The sequence below is a fragment of the Brachybacterium timonense genome, from assembly GCF_900258505.1.
GTDB lineage: Bacteria > Actinomycetota > Actinomycetes > Actinomycetales > Dermabacteraceae > Brachybacterium > Brachybacterium timonense.
The window spans coordinates 963041-987389 of record NZ_LT984895.1; the positions used below are offsets into that span (position 1 = coordinate 963041).

The 24349-nt window shown below is 67.5% G+C and carries 19 protein-coding genes and 3 tRNA genes; 15 read left to right on the forward strand and 7 right to left on the reverse strand.

From position 1 onward, the window contains the following. Window positions 1-144: 144 nt before the first annotated feature. Both C8271_RS14275 and C8271_RS04130 read right to left on the reverse strand, forming a co-directional pair. A complete protein-coding gene (locus C8271_RS14275; RefSeq protein ID WP_106506224.1) occupies window positions 145-1020 on the reverse strand; it encodes a phosphotransferase in 876 nt (291 codons plus the stop codon). A gap of 223 nt (window positions 1021-1243) precedes the next feature. Further along, window positions 1244-1314 (reverse strand) — tRNA-Gly (locus C8271_RS04130). 240 nt (window positions 1315-1554) lie between these two features. Between C8271_RS04130 and C8271_RS04135 the strand changes: the two genes are divergently transcribed. Both C8271_RS04135 and tig read left to right on the forward strand, forming a co-directional pair. Then, a tRNA-Pro gene (locus C8271_RS04135) sits at window positions 1555-1628 on the forward strand. 100 nt (window positions 1629-1728) lie between these two features. Next, on the forward strand, window positions 1729-3279 hold the full coding sequence (tig, locus tag C8271_RS04140) for a trigger factor (protein ID WP_106506225.1): 1551 nt from the start codon (window positions 1729-1731) through the stop codon (window positions 3277-3279). Window positions 3280-3498: 219 nt separating this feature from the next. Here the strand turns inward: tig and C8271_RS04145 are convergent, their stop codons facing one another. Then, entirely contained in the window at window positions 3499-4320 is an 822-nt protein-coding gene (locus C8271_RS04145; RefSeq protein WP_106506226.1) for a C40 family peptidase, read from the reverse strand. A 377-nt stretch (window positions 4321-4697) separates the two neighbouring features. Between C8271_RS04145 and C8271_RS04150 the strand changes: the two genes are divergently transcribed. The 7 genes from C8271_RS04150 to nrfD all read left to right on the forward strand — a co-directional run bounded on the left by C8271_RS04150 (window position 4698) and on the right by nrfD (window position 13594). Continuing rightward, entirely contained in the window at window positions 4698-5273 is a 576-nt protein-coding gene (locus C8271_RS04150; protein ID WP_106507875.1) for an ATP-dependent Clp protease proteolytic subunit, read from the forward strand. A 49-nt stretch (window positions 5274-5322) separates the two neighbouring features. Next, window positions 5323-6003: an ATP-dependent Clp protease proteolytic subunit gene (locus C8271_RS04155; RefSeq protein ID WP_106506227.1), complete on the forward strand. Its 681-nt coding sequence runs from the start codon at window positions 5323-5325 to the stop codon at window positions 6001-6003. 177 nt (window positions 6004-6180) lie between these two features. After that, complete coding sequence (gene clpX, locus C8271_RS04160; protein ID WP_106506228.1) at window positions 6181-7542, forward strand: ATP-dependent Clp protease ATP-binding subunit ClpX; 1362 nt, start codon at window positions 6181-6183, stop codon at window positions 7540-7542. Then, window positions 7542-7937: a chorismate mutase gene (locus tag C8271_RS04165; protein WP_106506229.1), complete on the forward strand. Its 396-nt coding sequence runs from the start codon at window positions 7542-7544 to the stop codon at window positions 7935-7937. Before clpX ends, C8271_RS04165 begins: the two co-directional genes overlap by 1 nt. Before the next feature lie 214 nt (window positions 7938-8151). Beyond that, a complete protein-coding gene (fdnG, locus tag C8271_RS04175; protein ID WP_245920878.1) occupies window positions 8152-11454 on the forward strand; it encodes a formate dehydrogenase-N subunit alpha in 3303 nt (1100 codons plus the stop codon). Next, window positions 11451-12464 (forward strand): 4Fe-4S dicluster domain-containing protein, encoded by a 1014-nt coding sequence (locus C8271_RS04180; protein ID WP_106506232.1) that lies wholly within the window; start codon window positions 11451-11453, stop codon window positions 12462-12464. Before fdnG ends, C8271_RS04180 begins: the two co-directional genes overlap by 4 nt. Further along, window positions 12461-13594, forward strand: a complete 1134-nt coding sequence (gene nrfD, locus C8271_RS04185) for an NrfD/PsrC family molybdoenzyme membrane anchor subunit (protein ID WP_106506233.1) — start codon at window positions 12461-12463, stop codon at window positions 13592-13594. The genes C8271_RS04180 and nrfD overlap by 4 nt, the downstream gene beginning before the upstream one ends. Before the next feature lie 116 nt (window positions 13595-13710). Here nrfD and selD read toward each other — a convergent pair whose 3' ends face one another. After that, a complete protein-coding gene (gene selD / locus C8271_RS04190; RefSeq protein WP_106506234.1) occupies window positions 13711-14736 on the reverse strand; it encodes a selenide, water dikinase SelD in 1026 nt (341 codons plus the stop codon). Between the two features lie 334 nt (window positions 14737-15070). Here selD and C8271_RS13830 point away from each other — a divergent pair, with 334 nt between their 5' ends. The 5 genes from C8271_RS13830 to selB all read left to right on the forward strand — a co-directional run bounded on the left by C8271_RS13830 (window position 15071) and on the right by selB (window position 19008). Continuing rightward, window positions 15071-15232 (forward strand): hypothetical protein, encoded by a 162-nt coding sequence (locus tag C8271_RS13830; RefSeq protein ID WP_170957799.1) that lies wholly within the window; start codon window positions 15071-15073, stop codon window positions 15230-15232. A 98-nt stretch (window positions 15233-15330) separates the two neighbouring features. Then, entirely contained in the window at window positions 15331-15540 is a 210-nt protein-coding gene (locus C8271_RS04200) for a hypothetical protein (RefSeq protein ID WP_106506236.1), read from the forward strand. Between the two features lie 223 nt (window positions 15541-15763). Continuing rightward, a tRNA-Sec gene (locus tag C8271_RS04205) sits at window positions 15764-15858 on the forward strand. 25 nt (window positions 15859-15883) lie between these two features. After that, window positions 15884-17221 (forward strand): L-seryl-tRNA(Sec) selenium transferase, encoded by a 1338-nt coding sequence (gene selA, locus C8271_RS04210; RefSeq protein ID WP_281260358.1) that lies wholly within the window; start codon window positions 15884-15886, stop codon window positions 17219-17221. Further along, window positions 17221-19008, forward strand: coding sequence for a selenocysteine-specific translation elongation factor (gene selB / locus C8271_RS04215; RefSeq protein ID WP_106506237.1), 1788 nt, complete (start codon window positions 17221-17223; stop codon window positions 19006-19008). Before selA ends, selB begins: the two co-directional genes overlap by 1 nt. An 83-nt stretch (window positions 19009-19091) precedes the next feature. On the opposite strand, the gene C8271_RS13690 is transcribed toward selB, so the two are convergent. Beyond that, window positions 19092-19295: a hypothetical protein gene (locus tag C8271_RS13690; protein ID WP_138774519.1), complete on the reverse strand. Its 204-nt coding sequence runs from the start codon at window positions 19293-19295 to the stop codon at window positions 19092-19094. 354 nt (window positions 19296-19649) lie between these two features. On the opposite strand from C8271_RS13690, the gene C8271_RS04225 reads away from it, so the two are divergent. Beyond that, the gene (locus C8271_RS04225) at window positions 19650-20963 is read left to right on the forward strand and encodes a hypothetical protein (RefSeq protein ID WP_106506239.1); all 1314 of its coding nucleotides are present in this window, start codon (window positions 19650-19652) and stop codon (window positions 20961-20963) included. Window positions 20964-21024: 61 nt separating this feature from the next. Here the strand turns inward: C8271_RS04225 and C8271_RS04230 are convergent, their stop codons facing one another. Then, window positions 21025-21504, reverse strand: coding sequence for a hypothetical protein (locus C8271_RS04230; protein WP_106506240.1), 480 nt, complete (start codon window positions 21502-21504; stop codon window positions 21025-21027). 51 nt (window positions 21505-21555) lie between these two features. Continuing rightward, on the reverse strand, window positions 21556-24207 hold the full coding sequence (gene valS, locus C8271_RS04235; protein ID WP_106506241.1) for a valine--tRNA ligase: 2652 nt from the start codon (window positions 24205-24207) through the stop codon (window positions 21556-21558). Window positions 24208-24349: the final 142 nt, after the last annotated feature.

The following is a 24349-nucleotide window of genomic DNA, read 5'->3' on the forward strand; positions in this document are numbered from 1 at the left end:
CCACGCCGTTGATGCATGCATCGGGTAGTGCTCGAGGCTCCGGAAACTACGGGCGATGCAGTGGCCGAGTGCGATGAGCTTCTGCAGGTGCTCACGGTTGGTGGCGGGGTTACTGGGGCGCTCATTGGCGCGATGCGTCTCGTGTCAGTCTGGTGTCTCTCCGTTGGGGTCGAACAAGGTGCCTTCGGCAGAGCGCTGGGTGAAGTTCGCAAGAGCGTGGTCTCGGAGCTGACCAAGTCCGGCGAGATGTGCAGCAGCGGCGACCTGTAGGGGGAGCGTTGCACGGTGGAGCATTGCTCTTCGAATTGTTTCCGCTGAGCAGAGCGATGCCAGGCGCGACGCGCCATGGAAGCTGATGAGTGGTGCGATGTCGATTGCGGGATCGCCCATGCAGGCATGGTCGAAGTCAATGACCGAAACAACCTTGTCCTCGGACCACAGGATGTTGTGAGGGCCGAAGTCGCCGTGGCAGAGGGTGGGCGTCCCATGGCTTTCAGCCTCGAGCACGGTCGTGACCCGTTCTGCGGCGACACCGCCGACTGGCGTCCCGAGTCGTGGGATCAAGTCGTGTTGCACGATGTCCGGCCATTGGTCTCCACCGCACCACGCTCTCACCGGAGGCAAGGAGTGGCATGCCGATGACGCTTCTCGGAGCGTGTTCAACACTGTTGCGTAGGCAGAGATTCTCTGGGCCGAGCAGGTAGTCAGATCATCGGTGGGCGACCCTGGCACGGTGGTCACAGACGTGATCCACATTCGTGGAGGTTGCGCCCAGTATGGGCCGTCGAGGATCCGCGGGATGGTGAGCGGCAGCTGGGCCGCTTCCAGGGTGAAGAGCGTGTTCGCCTCACGTCGGCTGCGTTCGCGTCCGCGTTGGCCGAGCGTGGCGCGAACCGTGGGTCCGTCAGGAGTGGTCAGCACAAGATGGAAGGCTCCGTGATGCAGGTCGCCCGCATGCCACTGATGCTCCGGCCACCGGAGCATCGCAGCTTCAACGAGGGCCTCCCGCGCGTCTCCCATCTTTCCACGCTAGCGCCCGATGACGATCGGCCGCGCTACGTCGAGGGTAGAAATCCGCTCATCATCGAGGACCTCGACGTCTATGCCCGGCTGCCCCGCGTCAACCGCGCGCCCACACGCAACTCTCAAGAGCCTGGATTCCACAACATATGCACTGCGTGCAGGGGGTGATGAAGAAGCCGGCCGGTCGGGTGAAAAAGCTGCCTGACCAGCCGATTTGCGGAGCGGGCGACGGGAATCGAACCCGCGTCATCAGTTTGGAAGACTGAGGCTTTACCATTAAGCTACGCCCGCGTGACCTGCGACGATGCTGGAAATCGTGGGTGATCGGCCGATGTGCCAGCCACGCCTCGAGTCCCTGCCCCGCAGCCGAGGCTGCGGTCGCATCGTCGTGCGGTCCGGACCTATTGAACCAGATCCGGAGGCGCCGACGGGCCGATCGGGCCGGACCGACGCCATGAGAACGCTCACGCCGCCCATGAGCCCGTCGGGCATGTGCAGGCTGAAGCGGGTAGTATCCGGTGGGTTGTCCTCCGGGGTGTAGCTCAGCTTGGTAGAGCACCCGCTTTGGGAGCGGGTGGCCGCAGGTTCAAATCCTGTCACCCCGACTCCGCCACCGGGCTCTCGTGACAGAGAGTCCTTGGCGGCGAATCCACCGGATCAACCATCCGTCCACCGCACAACGACATCCACAGGGAGTCCTGAGAAGTGAAGACCGCTGCCGACAAGCTCAGCCCGACCCGGGTCAAGCTCACCGTCGAGGTTCCGTTCGACGAGCTGAAGCCGGCCGTCGAGGCCGCGACCAAGAAGATCGCCGACCAGGTGCAGATCCCGGGCTTCCGTAAGGGACACGTCCCCACCCGTCTGGTGGAGCAGCGTTTCGGCCGCCCCGCGATCATGCAGGAGGCCGTGAACGACGCGCTGCCCGACCTGTACCAGAAGGCGGCAACCGAGGCAGAGATCAAGCCCGTCGGCCGCCCCGAGGTTGAGATCACCGAGGTGCCCGGCCTGGACGGCAAGGACGAGGGTGACCTCATCTTCACCGTCGAGCAGGACGTGCGCCCCGAGATCGACCTGCCCGATTTCTCCGCTCTCGAGGTCGAGGTCGAGGAGCCGACGGTCGACGACGACGCCGTCCAGGTGCGCCTGGATCAGCTGCGCGAGCGCTTCGGCACCCTGGTGGGCGTTGACCGCCCGGCCGAAGACGGCGACTTCGTGTCCCTCGACATGACAGCCACGATCGAAGACGAGGAGATCGAGTCCGTCGAGGGTGTTTCGTACCGCATCGGCGAGGGCAACATGCTCGAGGGCCTGGACGAGGCTCTGCTGGGTCTGTCTGCCGGCGAGACCACCACCTTCACCTCGAAGCTTGCCGGTGGCGAGCGTGAGGGCGAAGAGGCCTCGGTGAAGGTCACCGCGCAGTCCGTCAAGGTGCGTGAGCTGCCGGAGGCCGACGACGAGTTCGCGGAGATGGCCTCCGAGTTCGACACGCTCGATGAGCTCAAGGCCGACCTGAAGGAGAAGGCCGAAGCGGACGCGAAGGGTAACCGCGTGGCGCTGGCCCGCAACGCCCTGCTCGAGAAGCTCCTGGATGACCTGGAGATTCCGGTGCCGGACGGCCTGGTCCAGGAGGAGATCGACAACCACCTGCGCAACGAGGGCAAGGAGCCCGGTGACTCGCACGGTGAGGAAATTCGCGAGGACACTGTCAAGGCAATCCGCGCTCAGTTCCTGCTCGATGAGATCAACGCGACTCGCGAGGTGTCTGTCGAGCAGTCGGATCTCATGGGCTACCTGCAGCAGCTGTCTGCGCAGTACGGTATCGAGCCGAACCAGTTCCTGCAGATGCTGGCCCAGTCCGGCCAGCTCGAGCAGATCTTCGCAGAGGTTCAGCGCTCCAAGGCGCTTGACGTCGTGCTTGCGGATGTCACCGTGAAGAACGAGTCGGGCGATGTGCTCGATCTCGAGCTCGGCGGCTCCGAGGACGACGCAGACGCGGATGATGCCTCCGATGACGCCGCGGATGAGGCAGAGACGAAGCCCGCCGCGAAGAAGGCCGACGAGTCCGGTGCCGCTGAGCAGGAGACGGCTGAGGACGTCAAGGCTGCCGCGAAGACCCCGGCGAAGAAGACAACCACCCGCAAGGCACCTGCCAAGAAGGCCCCGGCGAAGAAGACCACGGCCACGAAGGCGCCAGCGAAGAAGGCCGATGCTGCCGACGAGAAGGACGCGAAGGAGTCCGGCGAGAAGGACGCCTGATCCGGCATCCACACCGGGCACCGCGTGGCCGCATCCGCAGCCCGGAGGTGGGACGGGGATGACCACCGCGGTGAGGTGACTCGCTGAGAATCATGAAGCGGGCCGACGCATCTGCGTCGGCCCGCTTCATCGTGTCCCGCTGTAGGCGCCCCCGTGACGCGCCCCATCTCGCCGGCGAGGGTTGACGTGTGTGGGTGCCCCGGGGTGCGACCCCGAGGGTCAGCGGTAGGTCACAAAGCCCTTCGGTGAACCCCAGATCGCGCGCTCCATTACAACGCGCTTCGACCCGGAAGCATCGATGATCTGGCCGTCCCCGGCATAGATCGCGACGTGACCGGACCACACCACAATGTCTCCCGGCTTCGCTTCCGAGCGGGAGATCCACCGGCCGCCGTCGGCGATGCCGCCGGAGGTGCGCGGCAGGTCGATGCCGTGCTGGGCGTACACATAATTGACCAGGCCGGAGCAGTCGAAGCCCTCCGACGGCGAGTTCCCGCCGTAGGTGTAGCCGGTTCCCACCTGTGCACGGGCGGTGGAGACGAGACCGGAGGTAGACGATGCCGAGCGACCGCCTGATGCGCCGGCTCCGCCTGTGATGGAACCGCCGCCCCCATTCAGGGAGCCACGGGTCTTCGGGCCGACGATGCCATCGACCGCGAGCCCGTTCGATGCCTGGTAGTCCTTCACAGCGGATCGAGTGCGAGGCCCGAACTTTCCGTCCACGGCGAGGGAAGCGCCATTCGCGTTCAGGGCCTTCTGCAGGTCACTCACCGCAGCGCCACGAGAGCCGTAACGCAGTGTGCGCGTGGTATCGAGGGCGGCCGTCGGGGCTGCCTGCGCGGGTGCAGAAGCCTGGGCTGCGGGAGCGGATGTCGCTGCAGGGGCAGGAGCTGCCTGCGCGTCGGCGGAACCGAATGCGCCAGCCGCGCCGAACAGAACCGCGCCGAGCAGGGCAGCGCCTCCCGCCGTGCGTGCGGTGCGGCTGACAAGGGCTGGGGACGTGGCGCGCCGCGGAGCGCGGTGCGTGTTGTGCTGTGCCATCGGAGCTGTTCCTTCCAGGGCCGTGACGGCCCGACTACGACTGCAAATCCGAGCGGTGCATGTGCGACTGCTGCGGTGCGGCCACGCTAGGAGGACATATGCGGGGGAACCATCGGTTTGGAGGAGATAGGCAGAGGGTTTGGCGCTCTCTTGACGGCTGCGTGGGGCAGGCCAGAGACGACGGGACGCGCCATGACTGTTCCGTGGTGCGCGCCTCATCGGCGCGCTGCGGGGACGACGAGTCCGACGAGGCAGTGCGCCAGGGGCGAACACGACACAGGTTTGTCGGTGTGAGCGCCTAGAGTCGTCGTATCGATATCCGTCGAGAAGGAGACACCGTGACCTCACAGCCTCGCAACGCCGCCGGAGATTTCCCGATGGGGCTGGACGACAACGTGTACCAGCGCCTGCTGCGCGAGCGCATCGTGTGGCTCGGATCCGAGGTACGCGACGAGAACGCCAATGCGATCTGCGCGAAAATGCTGCTGCTGGCCGCAGAGGACCCCACCAAGGACATCTACCTCTACATCAACAGCCCAGGCGGTTCGATCACTGCCGGCATGGCGATCTACGACACCATGCAGTACATCCAGCCGGATGTGGTCACCGTCGCGATGGGCATGGCCGCCTCGATGGGGCAGTTCCTGCTGTCCTCGGGCACGCCGGGCAAGCGCTTCGCCACGCCTCACACCCGAGTGCTCATGCACCAGCCGCTGGGCGGGCTGGGGGGAACGGCCTCGGAGATCAAGATCCAGGCCGATCTCATCCTCTCGATGAAGCAGCAGATGGCCGAGCTTACCGCCGAGCAGACCGGCAAGAGCGTTGAGCAGATCATTGCTGATGGCGACCGCGACCACTGGTTCACAGCGCCGGAGGCCCTCGAGTACGGGTTCATCGACAAGATCGTCTCCCGCGCCCATGACGTCACGGGCGGCGGCGGCACCGAGGTGTGACCTCCGCCCCGCTTTCCGACCCGTTCTCTTAGCCTCCCAAGGAGCATTCGTGACCTTCGACCACCGTTCCCCGTTCCCGCTGCCCGTCGCCCGCGCGGGTGCCACGCCCACCTCCCGCTACGTTCTGCCCCAGTACGAAGAGCGCACTGCCTACGGCTTCAAGCGGCAGGACCCGTACACGAAACTGTTCGAGGACCGCATCATCTTCCTGGGTGTCCAGGTGGATGATGCCTCGGCCGACGACGTCATGGCGCAGCTGCTCGTGCTGGAGTCGCAGGACCCCGATCGCGATATCACGCTGTATATCAACAGTCCCGGCGGCTCCTTCACGGCGCTGACCGCGATCTACGACACCATGCAGTACATCAAGCCCGAAGTCACCACGGTGTGCCTGGGGCAGGCTGCCTCCGCGGCCGCCGTGCTGCTTGCCGCCGGCGCGCCCGGCAAGCGTCTCGCGCTGCCCAATGCCCGCATCCTCATCCACCAGCCCGCGATGGGTGGACAGGGTGGCGGTCAGGCCTCCGACATCGAGATCCAGGCCAATGAGATCCTCCGCATGCGCGAATGGCTTGAGCACACCCTTGCCCAGCACACGGGCCGCTCCGCAGAAGAGATCAGTCGCGACATCGAACGCGACAAGATCCTCACCGCGCAGGGTGCCCTCGACTACGGCCTGGTCGACCAGGTCCTCGCCTCGCGCAAGGACACCACGCCGCAGATTTCACGCTGAGACAGTGCCGGTGCCGCGGCCAGCATCGAGTAGTGCCCCGCGGCACCGGCACGTCCAACTGCGCCACCGTGGATGGAGACGGACCACGTGACGCCGCTCCCGCCCCGGCTCCGCCGGATCCGGTGAGGCATTCGGTAGCCTGGAGCGCGTCCTGACCTGAGAACCGAGAGGAATCCGATGGCGCGCGCCGGTGAGGGGCCCGAGGTCTTCAAATGCTCGTTCTGCGGGAAATCGCAGAAGCAGGTCGAGCGGCTCATCTCCGGCCCCGGTGTCTACATCTGCGAAGAGTGCATTGAACTGTGCAACGAGATCATCGCGGAGGAGATCCAGGCAGCGCAGCCCCCGGCGGAGGAGCGTGCACCCCTGCCGCGGCCGCAGGAGATCTTCGACTTCCTCGAGGAGTACGTGATCGGCCAGGAGCCCGCGAAGCGTGCTCTCGCGGTCGCCGTGTACAACCACTACAAGCGGGTGCGTGCCCAGGAAGATGCTGATCAGGCTGCGGACACGACGCCTGGGCCCAAGCGCACCGGTCGCCGTCAGGCTGAGAAGGAACCGGCGCCGAGCCCAGAGCCGGTCGAGGTCGCGAAGTCGAACGTGATGATCGTCGGCCCCACGGGCTGCGGTAAGACCTACCTCGCTCAGACGCTTGCGAAACTGCTGGATGTGCCCTTCGCGATGGCTGACGCAACAGCGTTGACCGAGGCGGGCTATGTGGGCGAGGACGTCGAGAACATCCTGCTCAAGCTTCTGCAGGCCGCGGACTATGACGTCAAACGTGCTGAGCGCGGCATCATCTACATCGACGAGGTCGACAAGATCGGCCGGAAGGCGGAGAACCCCTCCATTACGCGCGACGTCTCAGGTGAGGGTGTGCAGCAGGCGTTGTTGAAGATCCTTGAGGGCACGGTGGCGGCAGTGCCCCCGCAGGGTGGTCGCAAGCACCCCCACCAGGATTTTCTCCAGATCGACACCACGAATGTGTTGTTCATCGTGGCGGGCGCGTTCGCGGGTATCGAGGACATCATCGGCTCGCGTATCGGCAAGCGGGGCATCGGCTTCGGCGCCGAGCTGCACACGCCGCTTGAGCAGGAGCAGATCTACGCGAAGCTCCAGCCGGAGGACCTGCTGAAGTTCGGCCTTATCCCCGAGTTCATCGGCCGTCTGCCGGTGATCACCAGCGTGTCGGACCTGGACCGTGAGGCTCTCGTGCGGATCCTCACCGAGCCGAAGAACGCGCTCGTGCGCCAGTACCGGCGGATGTTCGAGCTCGACGGAGCCGAACTGGACTTCGAACAAACAGCGCTGGAAGCGATCGCGGACCGCGCGATCGAGCGGGGGACCGGTGCTCGCGGCTTGCGGGCGATCCTCGAGGAGACCCTGCAACCGGTCATGTTCGAGGTGCCCTCGCGCGATGACGTCGCCAAGGTGGTGATCACCGAGCGTGTGGTCACAGAAGGTCAGGCGCCGCTGATGCTCACCGGCAAGGACACCGAGCGTGCAGCGTCAACGGCGACGCAACGCCAGGAGCGCAGCGCCTGATGGGCACGCAGCCCGAGGAACCGCGGCGGGGTGCGTCTGCTGCGGAGGGAACCGACGCCACGTCGGCCAGTGACGGCGTCTCGCAGGAGAGCGAGCGTGCGCGGGAGCTGCTCGCACAGGAACGCCACAGCATCGACAACATCGATGCTGCCCTGATCCACCTGCTCGCTGAACGCTTCAGCCACACGCAGAGAGTTGGCCGGTTGAAAGCGCAGCACGGCCTTCCGCCCGCGGACCCGGCCCGCGAACAGGAACAGATTGCGCGCCTACGGTCCCTTGCCGATGACGTGGGGCTGGACCCGCGTTTCGCCGAGGCGTTCTTGCGGTTCATCGTCACTGAGGTGATTCGCCACCATGAACAGATTCGCGAGGAAACGGATCCTCATCATCCGTGAGTGAACTGGATGGCCCCGTCGGCGCTCACGGTCGTCCCCAGGCCGAGCGGTCCGCTCCTGATCCCTGAACCATGCCTGGGATAACGCGTCATTTCCGAACGGCCCATTTTGCCTAAATGCGGTATCAGTCAGAAGCCTGCAGGTCCTGTGGGAATCCGTGCTGACGTGCAGTTTCTCTGGGCTGTGGGCCGCGTTCGATGCTATGGTTTAGCGCATGAGTCCCACCACGTTCCTCGATTGGCCGGTGATCCGGCAGCTGAGGTCGGCCGATAAGACAGGCCGCGGTGCTGCCGTGACGTCGAAGGCGACGCGCGAGACCGCGCCACGCACCTTTGAGGCCGATTCCGTCGCACAGAGTGTGTGCCCCTACTGCGCCGTGGGCTGCGGTCAGTTGGTGTACTCCAAGGACGGCAAGGTCACCCACGTCGAGGGCAACCCCGACTCTCCTGTCTCCCGTGGCCGCCTGTGCCCCAAGGGTGCGGCCAGTGAGCAGCTGGGCAACTCCCCGCTGCGCCAGACGAAGATCAAGTACCGCGCCCCGTATGCCACCGAGTGGACGGAGCTCGATCACGACACCGCGATGGACATGATCGCGGATCGCTTCCTCGAGGCGCGTCGCAAGCATTGGGAGGACACCGATGAGCAGGGGCGCCCGCTGCGGCGCACCATGGGCATCGCCAGCCTCGGTGGCGCGACGCTCGACAATGAGGAGAACTACCTCATCAAGAAGCTGTTCACCGCAGCAGGGGCCATCCAGATGGAGAACCAGGCCCGCATATGACACTCCGCCACGGTTCCCAGTTTGGGAGCCTCGTTCGGGCGCGGCGGCGCCACCCAGTATGTTGCGGACTTCGCGAACTCCGACCTCATCGTGATCGAGGGCGGGAACATGGCCGAGGCGCACCCGGTCGCGTTCCAGTGGGTCGTGGAGGCCAAGAAGCGTGGTGCCACCGTGATCCATGTGGATCCGCGGTTCACGCGCACCTCGGCAAGCGCTGATCGGCACATCCCGATCCGCTCCGGCTCGGACGTGATCCTGCTCGGCGCCGTGATCAAGTACGTGCTTGATAACGATCTGTGGTTCGAGGAGTACGTCCGCACGTTCACGAACGCGTCCACGATCATCACTGACGAGTACGCCGACGCTGAAGACCTCGATGGCCTGTTCTCCGGTTTCGATCCCGAGACCGGCACCTATGACCTCTCCACATGGCGCTACGCCGGCGATGAGGACAGCGTCAACCGTGGTGTGCCCGAGCGTGATGAGACCCTCCAGCACCCGCGCTGCGTGTTCCAGCTGCTGAAGAAGCATTACGCGCGCTACACGCCGGAGCTCGTTGAGCAGTACTGTGGTATCTCTCGCGAGGACTTCGAGTACCTCGCGACCATGATCGCGAAGAACTCCGGTCGTGAGCGGACCACGTGCTTCGCGTACGCCCTGGGTTGGACCCAGCATCAGGGTGGTGCGCAGATGATCCGCACCGCGGCAGTGCTCCAGCTGCTCATGGGCAACATCGGTCGTCCTGGTGGCGGCATCATGGCCATGCGTGGCCACGCCAACATCCAGGGCGCCACCGACCTGCCCACCCTGTTCCACGTGCTGCCTGGCTACCTGCCGATGCCGAAGGTGGGTCAGGACGAACTCCACGCCTATACGCGGGCTGTCGGCAAGAAGGAGCAGAAGGGCTTCTGGGCCAACGCTGACGTCTACACGATCAACCTGCTGAAGGCCTGGTGGGGCGATCACGCGACGGCGGAGAACGACTACTGCTACGACTACCTGCCGAAGCTCACCGGCGCACACAGCACCTATCAGACGCTGATGCGCATGCTGGACGGTGGGGTTGACGGCTACTTCCTGCTGGGGCAGAACCCGGCGGTGGGCTCCGCTAACGGCCGCCTGCAGCGGCAGGGCATGTCCAATCTCAAGTGGCTGGTGGCGCGTGACTACTACATGATCGAGTCGGCCAGCTGGTGGAAGGACGGCCCGGAGATCGAGTCCGGTGAGGTCCGCTCCGAGGACATCGGCACCGAGGTGTTCTTCCTGCCTGCGGCGAACCACATGGAGAAGGCCGGGTCCTTCACGCAGACCCAGCGCATGCTCCAGTGGCGCGACCGCGGTGCCGAGGCGCCCGATGACGCCACGAGCGAGCTCGAGTTCATCTACGACCTCGGTGTTCGTATCCGCGAGAAGCTCAAGGACTCCACCGATGAGCGGGATCGTCCGCTGCTCGAACTCACCTGGGACTACCCGGTGGACGAGCACGGCGAGCCCGATGCGGAGGTCGTGCTGCAGGAGATCAACGGCCGCCACCTCACCGGAGAGAAGGCCGGGCAGCTGCTCGGGGCCTTCGGCGAGATGAAGGACGACGGTTCCACCGCGGGTGGCTGCTGGATTTATGCGGGCGTGTTCAAGGACGGCGTGAACCATTCGCGGCGTCGTACCTCGGGTAAGGAGCAGAGCCCTGTCGCCCTTGATTGGGGCTGGGCATGGCCCGCGAACCGCCGCATCCTGTACAACCGCGCCTCTGCGGATGCACAGGGCCGTCCCTGGTCCGAGCGCAAGAAACACATCTGGTGGGATGAGGAGCAGGGCAAGTGGGTCGGCAACGACGTGCCTGACTTCCCGCCGACGAAGCGCCCCGATGATCCGGGTGATGTCACCAAGGGCGGTCCGGCAGGACTCGCAGGCACCGACGCATTCATCATGCAGTCCGATGGGCGCGGGTGGCTCTTCGCCCCGACGGGCATGCTCGACGGCCCCTTGCCCACGCACTATGAGGGCCCCGAATCTATGGTGGTCAACCCGCTGTACTCGCAGCAGACCCCGCCCACCGGCATCCACCCGGACCGCGATGAGGACAACCTCAACTCACCCGGCGTGACCGGTGCGGATTCCGGCGTGTATCCGTATGTGTTCACCACGTACCGGATCACGGAGCACCACACCGCTGGTGGCATGAGTCGATTCCTGCCGTACCTCTCTGAGCTACAGCCGGAGCTGTACTGCGAGGTCTCCCCGGAACTTGCCGAAGAGCTGGGCCTGGAGCCCTACGGCTGGATGACGATCATCTCGGCTCGTTCCGCGATCGAGGCACGTGTGTTCGTGACTGAGCGGATGACGCCGCTGGAGATCGGCGGGAAGACCGTTCACACGATCGGTTTGCCCTACCACTGGGCGCGCGGCAAGGAGGCGATCGTCACCGGTGATGCCGTGAATGACCTGATCGGCATGAACCTGGATGTGAACACCCAGATCCAGGGCAGCAAGAACAACCAGTGCGCGATCCGCCCGGGTCGCCGACCGCGAGGTGCAGCGCTACGTGAGCTGGTGCGCGAGTATCAGCTACGGGCCGGCATCGTCGAGGCGGAGCCGGTGCTGCGCGAGCATGACCCGCTGGGTCATGACAGCGCGAAGGATTCGTCAGACGCGGTGCCGATTGAGGTCGCCGGCTCGGATGAAGCCGGCGCAGCCCCGAGCGGAGAGACCACAGCGAAGGAGGGTGAGCCGCGATGACGCTGCTGTCCGGACCGGAAGGGCCGATCGTCGACACCGGCTGGGGACACGACCACAGCCGCAAGGGGTTCTTCACCGACACCTCGATCTGCATCGGCTGCAAAGCCTGTGAGGTCGCCTGCAAGGAGTGGAACCAGAACCCGGCCGACGGGGAACGCAAGATCCTCGGCTCGAGCTACGACAACACCGGAGCCCTGGGCGCGAACACCTGGCGGCACGTGGCATTCGTTGAACAGGGCCGGGAACGCATCGAGGAAGCCCGCGAATCAGGCCGACGCCTGGTGAGCCTGGGCATGCCCACCATCGGCAAGAAACCGGACTCCGCACGTGGTGCCCTGCCCGAGGGTGATCTCAGTGACGTGGACCGGACACCGCCGGACACCCCGGAGTTCCGCTGGCTCATGTCCTCGGACGTGTGCAAGCACTGCACCAACGCTGGGTGCCTGGACGTGTGCCCCACGGGCGCGCTGTTCCGCAGTGAGCATGGCAGTGTGGTGGTGCAGCAGGACATCTGCAATGGGTGTGGCACCTGCGTGGGCGCCTGCCCGTTCGGTGTGATCGAGCGTCGCGACGACGGCACCATCTCCCCGAAGGAATCCCGCGATCCGCGCGTGGATACGGAAGCCAAGGAGATGGGCACCGCCCACAAGTGCACGCTGTGCTACGACCGGCTGGTGGATGGGGAGCAGCCCGCCTGCGCGAAGACGTGCCCCACCACGTCGATCAAGTTCGGTACCCGCGAGGACATGGTCGCCTCCGCACAGGAGCGTGTGCGTGAACTGCATGAACGCGGCATGACGGAAGCACGTCTGTACGGCGCGAACTCCAAGGACGGCGTGGGCGGCACCGGCTCAGTGTTCCTGCTTCTGGATGAGCCCGAGGTGTACGGCCTGCCACCGGATCCGCAGGTTCCCACCAAGGACCTGCCCTCGATGTACGCCCGCGTGGGGATCGCCGCGGTGGGCATGGCTGCCGCCGCCCTTCTCGCTTTCGCAGGAGGCCGACGATGACCAGTTCCTTCGACAGCTACCGTCCGGAGGAGTCCGGGCAGCGGCGCCGCAAGCGAATCGAGGGCGAGGACGCCACCACGCCAGCCGAGGCTGCGATGGCCGGCCAGAACCGGCGCCGGCGGGGCGCTGGCGAGGCGTCCGGCATGCGCGAGATGACCAACGCTGGCGACATGCAGTTCGAGTCCTACTACGGCCGCCCCGTGGTGAAAGCTCCGCCGTGGCGTGGCCCGATCGCCCTCTACCTGTTCCTGGGTGGACTTGCGGGCGGGTCGGCACTGCTCGGTGCCGGGGCACACGTGACCGGTCGCGAGGAGATGCGTCGAGCGACCCGTCTGGTGACGCTTGGCTCGGTGGGCATCGGCACCGCGGCTCTGATCGAGGACCTGGGCCGCCCTGAGCGGTTCCTTCACATGATGCGCACCATCAAGGTGACCTCCCCGATGAGCTTGGGCACCTGGGTGCTTGCGTCATTCAGCACGCTGTCGGGCGTGCTCGGCGCCATCGAAGTGGATCGTATGACGCAGCAGCGCCTGCCGCTGCAGAAGGTCCGCCCGCTGGTCTACTCCACCGAGGGCCCCGTGACGCTCGGCCAGGCGGCACTCGCCCCACTGCTAGCCTCCTACACCGGTGCGCTGCTGGGCGACACGGCGGTCCCCACCTGGGCCGCTGGCCGCAAACATCTGCCCTTCCTGTTCGCCTCTTCGGCGAGCCTCGCCTCCGGTGGTGCCGCGATGATCATGAGCCCCACCACGCAGGCGCGGCCCGCCCGCATTCTCGCTGCGGCGGGTGTGATCGGCGACGTCGTCTCCATGCACCGCATGAAGGAGTCCATGCACCCGCTCGAGCGGGAGCCGCTGGAGACCGATGAGGCCGGCACGAAATTGAAGTGGGCCGAGCGTCTCGCAATCGCCGGTGGCATCGGCACCCTGTTCGCCGGGAAGTCTCGCGCCGTGGCAGTAGCCAGCGGTGCGGCGTTACTCGCGTCGTCCGTGCTCACCCGTTTCGGCGTTCTTGGCGCCGGCCTGGAGTCGGTGAAGGATCCGCGCCGTGTGATCGAGCCGCAGAAGGCGCGCCTCGCTGCACGACGTGCAGCGGGTATCACCGACGATTCGATCACCACGGCAGGCTGAGACCTGAGGGCAAGCCCTGAGCGACAAGCGGCCCCGGTGAGCATCTGCTCGCCGGGGCCGTTGCGCATTGCTGAGTGCGCTCGAGATCAGAGCTCGCCGCATCCGGTGTGCGCTTCTCAGCGCACATCGATGCCGTCGCCCACGACAAGCTCGCCGATCACCGGGTAGCCGGGAACCTCACCGGCGACGAGCAGACCGCCCGAGGTCTGCGCGTCGGCGAGCAGCAGCAGGTCCTCCTCGCTGATTCCCGAGCCGGCGCGCACGCTGTCGCGCACCCAGTCGAGGTTGCGGCGCGTACCGCCCGAGATGAACCCGCCCCGCAGCGCCTCGAGAGCCCCGTCCACGAGCGGGACGGACGGGAGATCGAGCACAGCCCCGACGCCGGAGGCCCGGCACATCTTGAACAGATGGCCGAGCAGCCCGAACCCGGTGACGTCGGTCGCGGCCTTCGCCCCGGCCTTGAGCGCGGCGAGCGAAGCCTCCCGGTTCAGCTGCGTCATCGTAGCGATCGCCGCCTCGGACACCTCACCGGTGGTCTTCTGCCGGTTGTTCAACAGTCCGACGCCGATCGGCTTCGTGAGGGTGAGCGGCAGCCCAGCCTTCGCCGCATCATTGCGCAGCAGACGATCCGGATGCGCGGTCCCGGTGACGGCCATGCCGTACTTCGGTTCGGGATCGTCGACCGAATGCCCGCCGATCACCGGAACATCCGCTTCCTGCGCGACCGCGAGACCGCCGCGCAGCACTTCCTGCAGCAGCTCAAAGGGGAGCACGTCGCGCGGCCAGCCGACCAGGTTGATCGCTACGACCGGGGTGCCGCCCATCGCGTAGATGTCGGACAGGGCGTTCGCCGCCGCGATCCGCCCCCAATCGAACGGGGAGTCGACGACCGGGGTGAAGAAGTCGGCAGTGGAGAGCACGGCGAGGTCATCCCGCACCCGGACAGCGGCGGCGTCGTCCCCGTCGTCAAGACCGACGATCACCGAATCGAACTGCTGTCCCGCGAGGGCAGCGACCGCTTCTTCGAGCTCGCCCGGCGGGATCTTGCAGGCGCACCCGCCGCCGTGCGCCATCGTGGTCAAGCGGACGGGGGGAGTTGCAGGGGTGTCCGAGACGGATGCATCGTGTGCGTCGTTGCTCATGCTTCGAGTATAGGACGACGAGCAGTCGTGGCCTGGGCCGAGGGCCTCTTCCGATACACGCGGATGGGAACTCCGCTGGGCAGGCCGGGCGGGGCACCGGCGTGCGCTGGTGCGGCAGTCAGCAAAGCATAAGCGGAGAGTCATCGCAGATGGCATGCTCGTAGGACACCAAGAGAGCGGGGGAGCGCGCGTGCCCACTACGGAAGATCACCAGTCACTCATCGCAGCTATCGGTGAGAGTGTGCTGCGAGCTTTCCCCGGAGGTACGTTCCGATCGATCTGCGCCACCCTCGATTCCGACTCGGGAACTGCCGAACTTGACATGGACCTCCGAGTGAACACGCGTACGACGCGGCATGCGGTGATCGAGCAGATCTCCGACAACGTCCTGCCCCTGTTCCGCCCGGATGACGTTGCTTTCACCTTTCTCTTCTCAGAGCACGCCGGTGAGCGTGCCGCAGCCGGGGCGCGCACATACCAGTTCGCTGTGGCGTGAGACGTGCTCGACTTCGGGCGTCATCTCGCCCGTGCCGATTCGCACCGCCGGGCGGGGCCTGCGCTTCACACAGAGGCGAACAACGAGTGGGCAGCCGTGTGCGACTTCGATTCGGCGTCAACGACGTCGTTTCCGCGTTGTACCCGGACATTCGGAACTCGTACCTTGAGCTGCATGGCGCGAGCGTGGCGGTCCGCTATGAGAATGGCACCTCCATCCCGCTTGACGACCTCGTGCAAGACCTCGATGAGGTGCGGGACCATCTCATGAGCCACGAACGGCTCGCCCACTTGAGCGCGGGCCACTAGCTTGCGCCCACGGACGTGCCGTCACGAGTCCCGGGGGAGACGGGCCTGGGAGTCGCTGCTTCTCGCAGCTTCGCGCGGAAAAATTCGTCGACCCTCACCAGGCGCGATACCATGATGGCCGACGGCAACCCGGGCGCCTCATGTGTTCACTTCGTATGCGCGACAGATCTGAGTACCATCGTCGACACGCAAAGCCGTGCCCTGACCTGCACCGTCATCGCATGGAGGCGTACGTGTCCTGGTGGGCACCCTGGTCTTCAAAACCAGTGAGACCGAGCATCTCGGTCTGGCGGGTTCGATTCCCGTCCGCCTCCGCCAAGCTTCTTCCCCGCAGGAGGTCCCCGTGAGCGCCGATGCTGCCGCCCCCGAGGAGGACCCGCGCCGGCGGATCCCCCGCACCGACCATCTGATGGCCGATCCGGCGGTCGCTCGGGCCGCCGCGGCGATGGGGGAGAAGGTCGTGCTCGGGGTCGTGCGCGCCGCCCAGGATCGGGCGCGCCGCGGCGAGATCAGCCCGGACGAGGTCACCGACGCTGTGCTCGATGCGCTCGGCACCCGCACCGCCTCATCGCTGCGCCCGGTCCTGAATGCGACCGGCGTCGTCGTGCACACGAATCTGGGTCGCGCGCCGCTGTCGCCGCTCGCCCAGCAGGCACTGCTCGACGCCGCCGGATACACCGACGTCGAGTTCGACCTCGCGACGGGTGCCCGGTCCCGCCGCGGCGCCGCCGCCCGCGCCGCGCTGCTCGCAGCGTGCCCCGGCGCGGAGGATGCGCTGATCGTCAACAACGGTGCGGCGGCGCTCGCGCTCGCGACCACCGCGCTCGCCGGTACCGGCGAGGTGGTGATCTCTCGCGGTGAGCTGATCGAGATCGGGGCAGGGTTCCGGCTGCCGGACCTGATCGCGTCGACCGGGACGCGGATCCGGGAGGTCGGCGCCACGAACCGCACGCACCTGGCTGATTACACGCGCGCGATCGACGGCGGCGCCGCCGCGGTGCTGCGCATCCACGCCTCGAACTACCGCATCACCGGGTTCACGAGCAGCGTCCCGGTTGCGGAGCTCGCCGGGCCGTGCCGCGACGCGGGCATCCCGCTGATCGTCGATATCGGTAGCGGCCTGTTCGCGCCGGATCCGTTGCTGCCGGATGAACCGGATCTGCCCTCGGCCCTCGCCGATGGCGCCGATCTCGTGCTCGCCAGCGGCGACAAGCTGCTCGGCGGCCCGCAGGCCGGGATCCTGCTCGGCCGCGCCGACATCATCGCGAGGCTCGCCCGGCATCCGCTGGCCCGCGCGATGCGCGCCGACAAGCTGGCTCTCGCCGCGATCGAAGCGACCCTCGAGGGACCGACGCCCCCGGTGCTCGCCTACCTGCGCACGGACCCGTCGGCGCTGCGCGAGCGCACGGAGCGTCTCGCCGCCCGGGTCGGCGGGGAGGTCGTTCCGCATGACGGTCGGGTCGGCGGCGGGGGCGGCGCTGAGGTGCCGATCTCCGGGTGGGCGCTCGCCCTGCCCGCCGCGCTCGCACCGCTGCTGCGCGGTGGAGACCCGGCGATCGTCGGCACCGTGCGCGATGGCCGCTGCCTGCTGGATCTGCGCTGCATCCCCGAGGAGCTCGACGGCACGGTCGCGCAGACCGTTGCTGCAGCGCTCACCGAAGCGCAGGGGAAGGCGGATTGATGCAGGTCATCGCCACTGCGGGGCATGTGGACCACGGCAAGTCTACGCTGATCCGGGCGCTCACAGGTATCGAACCGGACCGGTGGGCGGAGGAGAAGCGTCGCGGTCTCACGATCGATCTCGGCTTCGCGTGGACGCGCCTGCCGTCGGGCCGCAGCGTGTCGTTCGTGGATGTGCCGGGGCATGAGCGGTTCCTCGGGAACATGCTCGCCGGGCTCGGTCCCGCGCCGATCGTGCTGTTCGTCGTCGCTGCCGATGAGGGGTGGCGGGAACAGTCCGACGACCACCGTGATGCGGTCGCTGCGCTCGGCATCGACCGCGGCATCATCGCACTGACCCGTGCGGATCTCGCCCCGGAACGCGTCGGCGAGACGACCGCGCAGGTGCGTGACGAGCTCGCCGGCACGGGACTCGCCGACGCCCCGATCGTGCCGGTCAGCGCCGTGACCGGCGACGGGCTGCCGGAGCTGCGCGCCGCGATCGGCGAGCTCCTCGCGGACCTGCCCGCCCCGGCAGCTGAGGCGCCGGTGCGGATGTGGCTCGACCGCGCGTTCACCGCTTCTGGCGCGGGCGCGGTCGTGACCGGCACGCTCGCTGCGGGGACGATCCACCGGGAAGACCGGCTCGAGCTGCTCGGTGCCGACGAGGATCGGGAAGTGGTCGTCCGGTCCCTGCAGTCCCGCGGCGGGGCGGTCGACCAGATCGGTCCGACGAGCCGGGTCGCCGTGAACCTCCGCGGTGTGGATGCTGACCGGGTGGGACGCGGCGACGCACTGCTCACCCCGGGCGCGTTCCACCGCAGCGATCTGCTGGATGTGCGGGCCATGACCGGCGCTGATTTCGCCGACGCCCCCGAGGAGATCGTCGTGCATGTCGGAACCGCGGCGGTGCCGGCGCGGGTGCGTCCGCTCGGTGCCGCGCATGCCCGGCTCAGCCTCGCCCGACCGCTGCCGCTCATGGTGGGGGACCGGGTCGTGCTGCGCGGCAGCGGCGAGCATCCGGTGCGCACGGGGGCGCTCGTGCTCGATGTGGATCCGCCGCGGCTGGACCGTCGCGGTGACGGGGCACGTCGCGCGGAGACGCTCACGCAGATGGGGCCGACGGGCGATGTCACCCTCGAGGTCGCCCGACGCCGCGCCGTGCGCGCCGCCGACCTGGCACGTTTCGGGATCGTGATCCCTGAGCCGCCGCCGGCACAGGTGCGCCGTGTCGGGGAGTGGCTCGTTGATGGGGCGGCGCTCGACGGCTGGACATCGGCTCTGCGCGACACGGTCGCAGCGCATGCGCGGCAACATCCGCTCGCCCCGGGCCTCCCCGCGAAGGCAGCCCAGGATGCGCTCGCCCTGCCCGATCCGATCCTGCTCGATGCGGTCGTGCGCGCGAGCGGTCTGGAGCAGCGGGATGGCCGGATCCGGGATCCGAAGACCGTGCAGGGCATGGGCGCCGCGGAGAGCGCTATCGCGACGCTCGAGAAGCGGCTGCGCGCCGAGCCGTTCGCCGCCCCGGAAGCGGATGATCTCGCCGCGCTGAAGCTCGGGCCGAAGGAGATCGCGGCCGCTGCGCGGCAGGGGCGCCTGCTGCGCCTCGACGACGGGGTCGTGCTCCTCCCGACCGCCCCGGCGCTCGCGATGCGGGAGCTCGCGGCGCTGCCCCAGCCGTTCACGACCAGCCAGGCGCGTCAGGCGCTCGGCACGACGCGACGCGTCGCGATCCCGCTGCTCGAGCATCTCGATGGACGGGGCTGGACCCGCCGGCTCGACGGGACGACGCGCGAAGTCGTGCGCTGAGCGTGGCCGCTGCTGCCGGACGCCGGGCACGTCCGCGAGGTCCACTGAAGGACACGCGCGGTAACGGCGGCGCGTGCGCGTGGTCAGGCGCGCTGGCCGAGAACCTGCTGGTGCGCCTGCACGAGCGTCGCGTACGCGCGACTGTGATCCGACATGCCGAGCACCGCGGACACTGACGTCGGCGATTCCCAGAGCGCCCGGACCTCGCGGACGGAACCGTCGGCGAGAACCGCGATCGCCGCGATCCGCGAGTCGCTCCCGGCAGGCGCCGGAAGAATGCGCTGCACCTGCGACCAGATGAGCTGCTGCGGCGCGCTGAGGAGGCCGCACCAGGCGAACCCCCTGCTCAGCGATCTCCAGGCGAGCGCGCCGCGCCATCCACAGGATGAAAAGGCCACCGCCGAGCGCGACCAGCGTCGGGACCAGCCCACACTATGCGAGGCGCCGACCGGCCCGTACCGCTGTGGGGCGGGATCGACGTGCGGCGGGATGGAGCGGCCGCGTGGCGCTCCGACACAGCCGTCACCCGGATCGCGTGCACATCCCGCGTCGGGCATGGGGAGTAGTCCCCATGGAGCGCATGCAGGGATCTCCGTAGCGTCTATGTCATTGATGGCAGGTCATGAAACGGGGGATGCGCGATGTCGGGGTTCTTGGGCGGCGATACAGATCAGATGCGTCAGCACGGTGCCGCCTGCGCCCAGGGGGCGCAGTGCATCGTCGACACGACCGAGGCCGTGTCCGCCTTCGTCGACTCGGTGCCGTGGCTCGGACCTGACGCGATCGCCTTCCGCGCCCTGTGGCACGGCACGATCAAGCCGGGGATGCTCGCGAAGGCCGACGACATCCGCGCCAAGGGCGACGAGATCACGCAGCACGCCGACGAGCAGGACCAGACCTCGAGCTCGTCGGACGGCTCCGTCCTCGACCAGATCCGCGACTTCATCGACCGGTACTTCGGCCCCGGACTGTCGCCGTTCCCACCCGGCGGTGTCGGTTCGCCGCTGACCCCGGGCGTCATCGATGCGCTCCGGCAGGGGCTGGGCGACTGGTTCACCGGTGGGGGTGAGAAGGGGCCGCAAGAGTTCTACGGCGATTCGGGCTTCGGGTCGAAGGGCCAGATGTACGGGCAGGATCGGCCAGTTGGCGATCAGCTGCATGGCCGCGGTGACCTGCTCCCCGGGCGCGAGATCGATGAGGACTTCGGCTTCCTGGACGTCCACGCGGGAGCGAACGGCAGCGCTGGCGCCTCCGCCACCACCGACCCCTACGGCAATATGACGGGAACGGTGGGCGCGCGCGGCAGCGTCGAAGTCGGCCTCGATGAGCGCTTGAACGGGCCCTTCGGGATGGGCGTGGACGCGAGCGGACGCCTTGGCGCCGAAGGGTACGCCGAGGCGGGAGGCACCATCGGGCCCGACGGGTTCAGCGCGGGGGGACGAGCAGGCATCGGCGCGTACGGAGAGACCAGCGTAAAAGGGGACGGCCTGCTCGGCTCGTCCAGTGCCGTGACGGTTACCGGTTACGCCGGCGCGGAAGCGCATGCCAATGGGTACAGTCACGCCACGCGCAACGACGACGGCCAGATCAACGGCTGGAGCACGGGCTTCGACGCCGGTGCGTTCGCCGGCGCCCAGGTCACGGAGAAGTTCGAAGCGACCAGCCCGGGCGGCTGGTTCTCCGGATCCACGTCGATCAGCGAGAAGGCGGGCGCCGGGGCGAGCATCGCTGCGGGCCAGACCATCTCGACCGACGAGATCTCCATCTCCGTGGGCGGCAGCCTGGCTGCGGAGCTCGGTCTCGGCGGTTCGACGGAGATCGCGCTCCACCCGAACGCCATCGTCGACACGTTCACGCCGGGCGACTACAACCTGGACGATGCGATCTGCGACGGCGGCTCGGCGCTGCACAGCGCAGGTGATTGGGTGAACGACCGGATGCCCTGGAACTGGTGAGCTGACGTCGACAGCGGGTCGGCTTCCCCCGGACTGCGGCGGGGGACCAGCCCGCTGCTTGCTATCCGCGCGGGTTCGCCGCCCACCACGCGGCATGCGCCTCCTGGAGAGCACGCATCGCCCGGTTCAGCGACGGATCGTGGACGGTGCCCTCGTCAGGGGCGCGGCGCAGCGCTGTCAGTGCGACCACGTTCCCGTCGCGCAGATGGAGCAGCGCAGTCGCGGGGCCGCGACCATGGATATCCGGCGGCTGGATCGCCTGGATCGCCACGAACGAGACCGACTGCTCCGGCCCGAACATGCCGCGCCACGCGACTCCGTCGGGACGCAGCACCATCCGGGACCGCAGACCGAGCAGCAGCATCCCCAGGCCGGTAAGGCCGAACACCGGCAGCCCTACCAGGAAAGCGAACAGCGTGCTGTCGCCCGTGACGAGCGGTGCGATCACGCCGACCACGCTGAACAGCAGTCCCACGGCCAGCAGCAAGGGCCCGATGATCATGAACAGCATCGCCGGACCGGCGCGGAACGTGCGGGTCATGCTGTCAGTCCTCCTGGGATCGCTCGAAAGGCGGAATCTTGCGCCCGTGCCTCAGTTCCGTGCGGGCTTCGGCGGCGCCTCGCCGAGCTCGACGTCGCTCACCGTGATCTCCTCGCCGCCGCACGCGAGCGTCATCGACTCGATCCGGCCGAGCGCCTCGAGATCACCGCGGGCCGCCTCGATGTGGTCGACCGCGCCCTGCGGCAGCGTGAGCGTGAACGACAGGATCGGGGTCTTCTGCGACACCTTCGCATCCGACTTGATGCGCCGCACCGCGATCGCCGCCTGCGACACCGCACCCAGCAGCGCCGCATCCGCGCCCTCCGCGGCCGCGCGCAGCGGGGCCGCTTCCGGCCAGGGCTGCGTGTGCACGCTGCCGTCCCGCCACCAGGACCACACCTCTTCAGTGGCGAACACGATCACCGGGGCGAACAGCCGCAGCAGCACGTCCAGCACGATCGCGAGGGCCGCCCGTGCGGAGGCGGTTGCCGGATCGTCGGCGTCCCCGTGTGCACGAGCCTTCACGAGCTCGATGTAGTCATCGCAGAACGTCCAGAAGAACGGCTCGACCACCTCGAGGGCTCGCGCATAGTCCAGATCCTCCAGTGCGGCGGTGGCCTGGTCGACCACCTGCGCGAGCGCCGCCAGCAGCGATCGGTCCAGCGGCGCGGTGACAGCCGACGGGTCTGCCGCGAGCTGCCCGGAAGGATCCGTCGGCGCCTCACCGAAGCCGAGCGCGAACTTCGAGGCATTGAGGATCTTGATCGCGAGGCGCCGGCCGATCTTCATCTGGCCTTCGTCGAAAGCGGTGTCCACGCCCTGCCGGGCGCGACCAGCCCAATACCGCACCCCGTCAGAACCGTGCTGGTGCAGCAGACCGATGGGGGTGACCACGTTGCCCTTGGACTTCGACATCTTCTTGCGGTCCGGATCTAGGATCCAGCCGTTGATCGACGCGTGCTTCCACGGCAGTTCATCCAGTTGCAGGTGTGAACGCACGATTGTGGAGAACAACCAGGTGCGGATGATGTCGTGGCCCTGCGGGCGTAGATCCATCGGGTACACGAGCTCGAACAGCTCCGGGTCGTGCAGCCAGCCGCCGGCAAGCTGCGGGGTGAGCGAGCTCGTCGCCCACGTGTCGAGGATGTCAGGGTCGGCGACGAAGCCACCCGGTTCACCGCGCTGCGACTCCTCGAAGCCTTCCGGGACGTCGATCGTCGGGTCGATCGGCAGCTGATCGTGCGAGGGGGTGAGCACGCGGTCGTAGTCGACGTTTCCGTCGGCGTCCACGCGGTACCAGATCGGGAACGGCACGCCGAAGAAACGCTGCCGGGAGATCAGCCAGTCACCGCTGAGCCCCTCCACCCAGTTGCGGTAGCGCGCCTCCATATGGGCGGGATGCCACGTGAGCTCCTGACCGCGAGCGATGAGCTGGGAGCGCAGGCCATCCTCGCCGTGATCGCGGCCACCGTTGGTGAGGTACCACTGGCGGCTGGTCACGTATTCCAGTGGCTTGTCGCCGTTCTCGTAGAACTTCACCGGGTGAGTGATTCGGCGCGGCTCGCCCACCAGGTCGCCGGTCTCCGTGACCATCTCGACCACACGCTTCTGAGCGCTGAACACCGTCAGACCAACGAGCTCGGCGTAGCGAGTCTGCCCCTGCTCGGAGGTGATCCACGGGGCGTCGGCGATGAAGCGGCCATCGCGTCCGATCACGCAGCGCGTGGGCAGCTCCAGTTCGCGCCACCAGATCACGTCAGTGGCGTCGCCGAACGTGCAGATCATGGCGATGCCGGCGCCCTTGTCTGCCTGCGCGAGGCGGTGCGGATGCACCGGAACCTCAACGTCGAACAGGGGAGAGCGCACGGTGGTGCCGAACAGGTCCTGGTAGCGCTCGTCATCGGGGTGCGCCACGAGGGCTACGCAGGCCGGCAACAGCTCGGGGCGGGTGGTCTCGATGAAGACCTTCTCGCCGGAGCCGTCAGTCTTCGTGAAGCCGATGCGGTGATAGGCACCGTCCCGCTCGCGATCCTCCTGCTCGGCCTGTGCCACAGCCGTGCGGTAGGTGACGTCCCACATGGTGGGTGCCTCGGACTGGTACGCCTGCCCTGCTGCGAGATTCTCGAGGAATGCCTTCTGCGACACGGCACGCGAGCGGGCGTCGATCGTCTGGTAGCTGTGGTTCCAGTCCACGGACAGGCCGAGCGTACGGAAGACCTCCTCGAAGGACTTCTCATCGATGCGGGTGAGTCGCTCGCACAGCTCAATAAAGTTACGCCGTGATATCGGCAGCTGGTTTGCCGCCTTGGAGGACTTGTTATCCCCGCCCTCCTGCGGCGGCGTGAAGTCCGGGTCGTACGGCAACGATGGGTCGCAGCGCACGCCGTAGTAGTTCTGCACGCGGCGTTCCGTGGGCAGGCCGTTGTCGTCCCAGCCCAGCGGGTAGAACACGTTCTTGCCGCGCATCCGCTGATAACGGGCGATCATGTCGGCCTGCGAGTAGCCGAACACGTGGCCGATGTGCAGGGAGCCGGAGGCAGTGGGTGGCGGAGTGTCGATGCTGAACACCTGCTCGCGCGTGGTCTCGCGATCGAAGGCATGGATCTGCGAGTCGCTCCATACCCTGTCCCACTTCTCCTCGAGCCCATCCAGGCTCGGGCGGTCAGGAACGGTGCGGGTCGGGCGCGATGCGGTGTCGGTCATGGGTGCCATTGTTCCAGGTGCCGCGGTGTGCGCAACGCACCTGTTCCGGGTGGCGTGTGTGCCACGAACCAACCGGTGCCCTGCGGCAGGGGAGGTACGCAGGGAACGGCGAGCAGACAGAGAAGCCACGCCGGTGCCGCGC

Excerpts from the sequence above, each read along its gene's own strand:
- C8271_RS04225 (WP_106506239.1), top strand. The coding sequence starts at position 19,650 with ATGTCGGGGTTCTTGGGCGGCGATACAGATCAGATGCGTCAGCACGGT.
- selD (WP_106506234.1), bottom strand. The coding sequence starts at position 14,736 with ATGAGCAACGACGCACACGATGCATCCGTCTCGGACACCCCTGCAACT.
- C8271_RS04165 (WP_106506229.1), top strand. The coding sequence starts at position 7,542 with ATGGGCACGCAGCCCGAGGAACCGCGGCGGGGTGCGTCTGCTGCGGAG.
- valS (WP_106506241.1), bottom strand. The coding sequence starts at position 24,207 with ATGACCGACACCGCATCGCGCCCGACCCGCACCGTTCCTGACCGCCCG.
- C8271_RS04230 (WP_106506240.1), bottom strand. The coding sequence starts at position 21,504 with ATGACCCGCACGTTCCGCGCCGGTCCGGCGATGCTGTTCATGATCATC.
- C8271_RS04180 (WP_106506232.1), top strand. The coding sequence starts at position 11,451 with ATGACGCTGCTGTCCGGACCGGAAGGGCCGATCGTCGACACCGGCTGG.
- selB (WP_106506237.1), top strand. The coding sequence starts at position 17,221 with ATGCAGGTCATCGCCACTGCGGGGCATGTGGACCACGGCAAGTCTACG.
- nrfD (WP_106506233.1), top strand. The coding sequence starts at position 12,461 with ATGACCAGTTCCTTCGACAGCTACCGTCCGGAGGAGTCCGGGCAGCGG.
- C8271_RS04145 (WP_106506226.1), bottom strand. The coding sequence starts at position 4,320 with ATGGCACAGCACAACACGCACCGCGCTCCGCGGCGCGCCACGTCCCCA.
- C8271_RS14275 (WP_106506224.1), bottom strand. The coding sequence starts at position 1,020 with ATGGGAGACGCGCGGGAGGCCCTCGTTGAAGCTGCGATGCTCCGGTGG.
- clpX (WP_106506228.1), top strand. The coding sequence starts at position 6,181 with ATGGCGCGCGCCGGTGAGGGGCCCGAGGTCTTCAAATGCTCGTTCTGC.
- C8271_RS04150 (WP_106507875.1), top strand. The coding sequence starts at position 4,698 with ATGGGGCTGGACGACAACGTGTACCAGCGCCTGCTGCGCGAGCGCATC.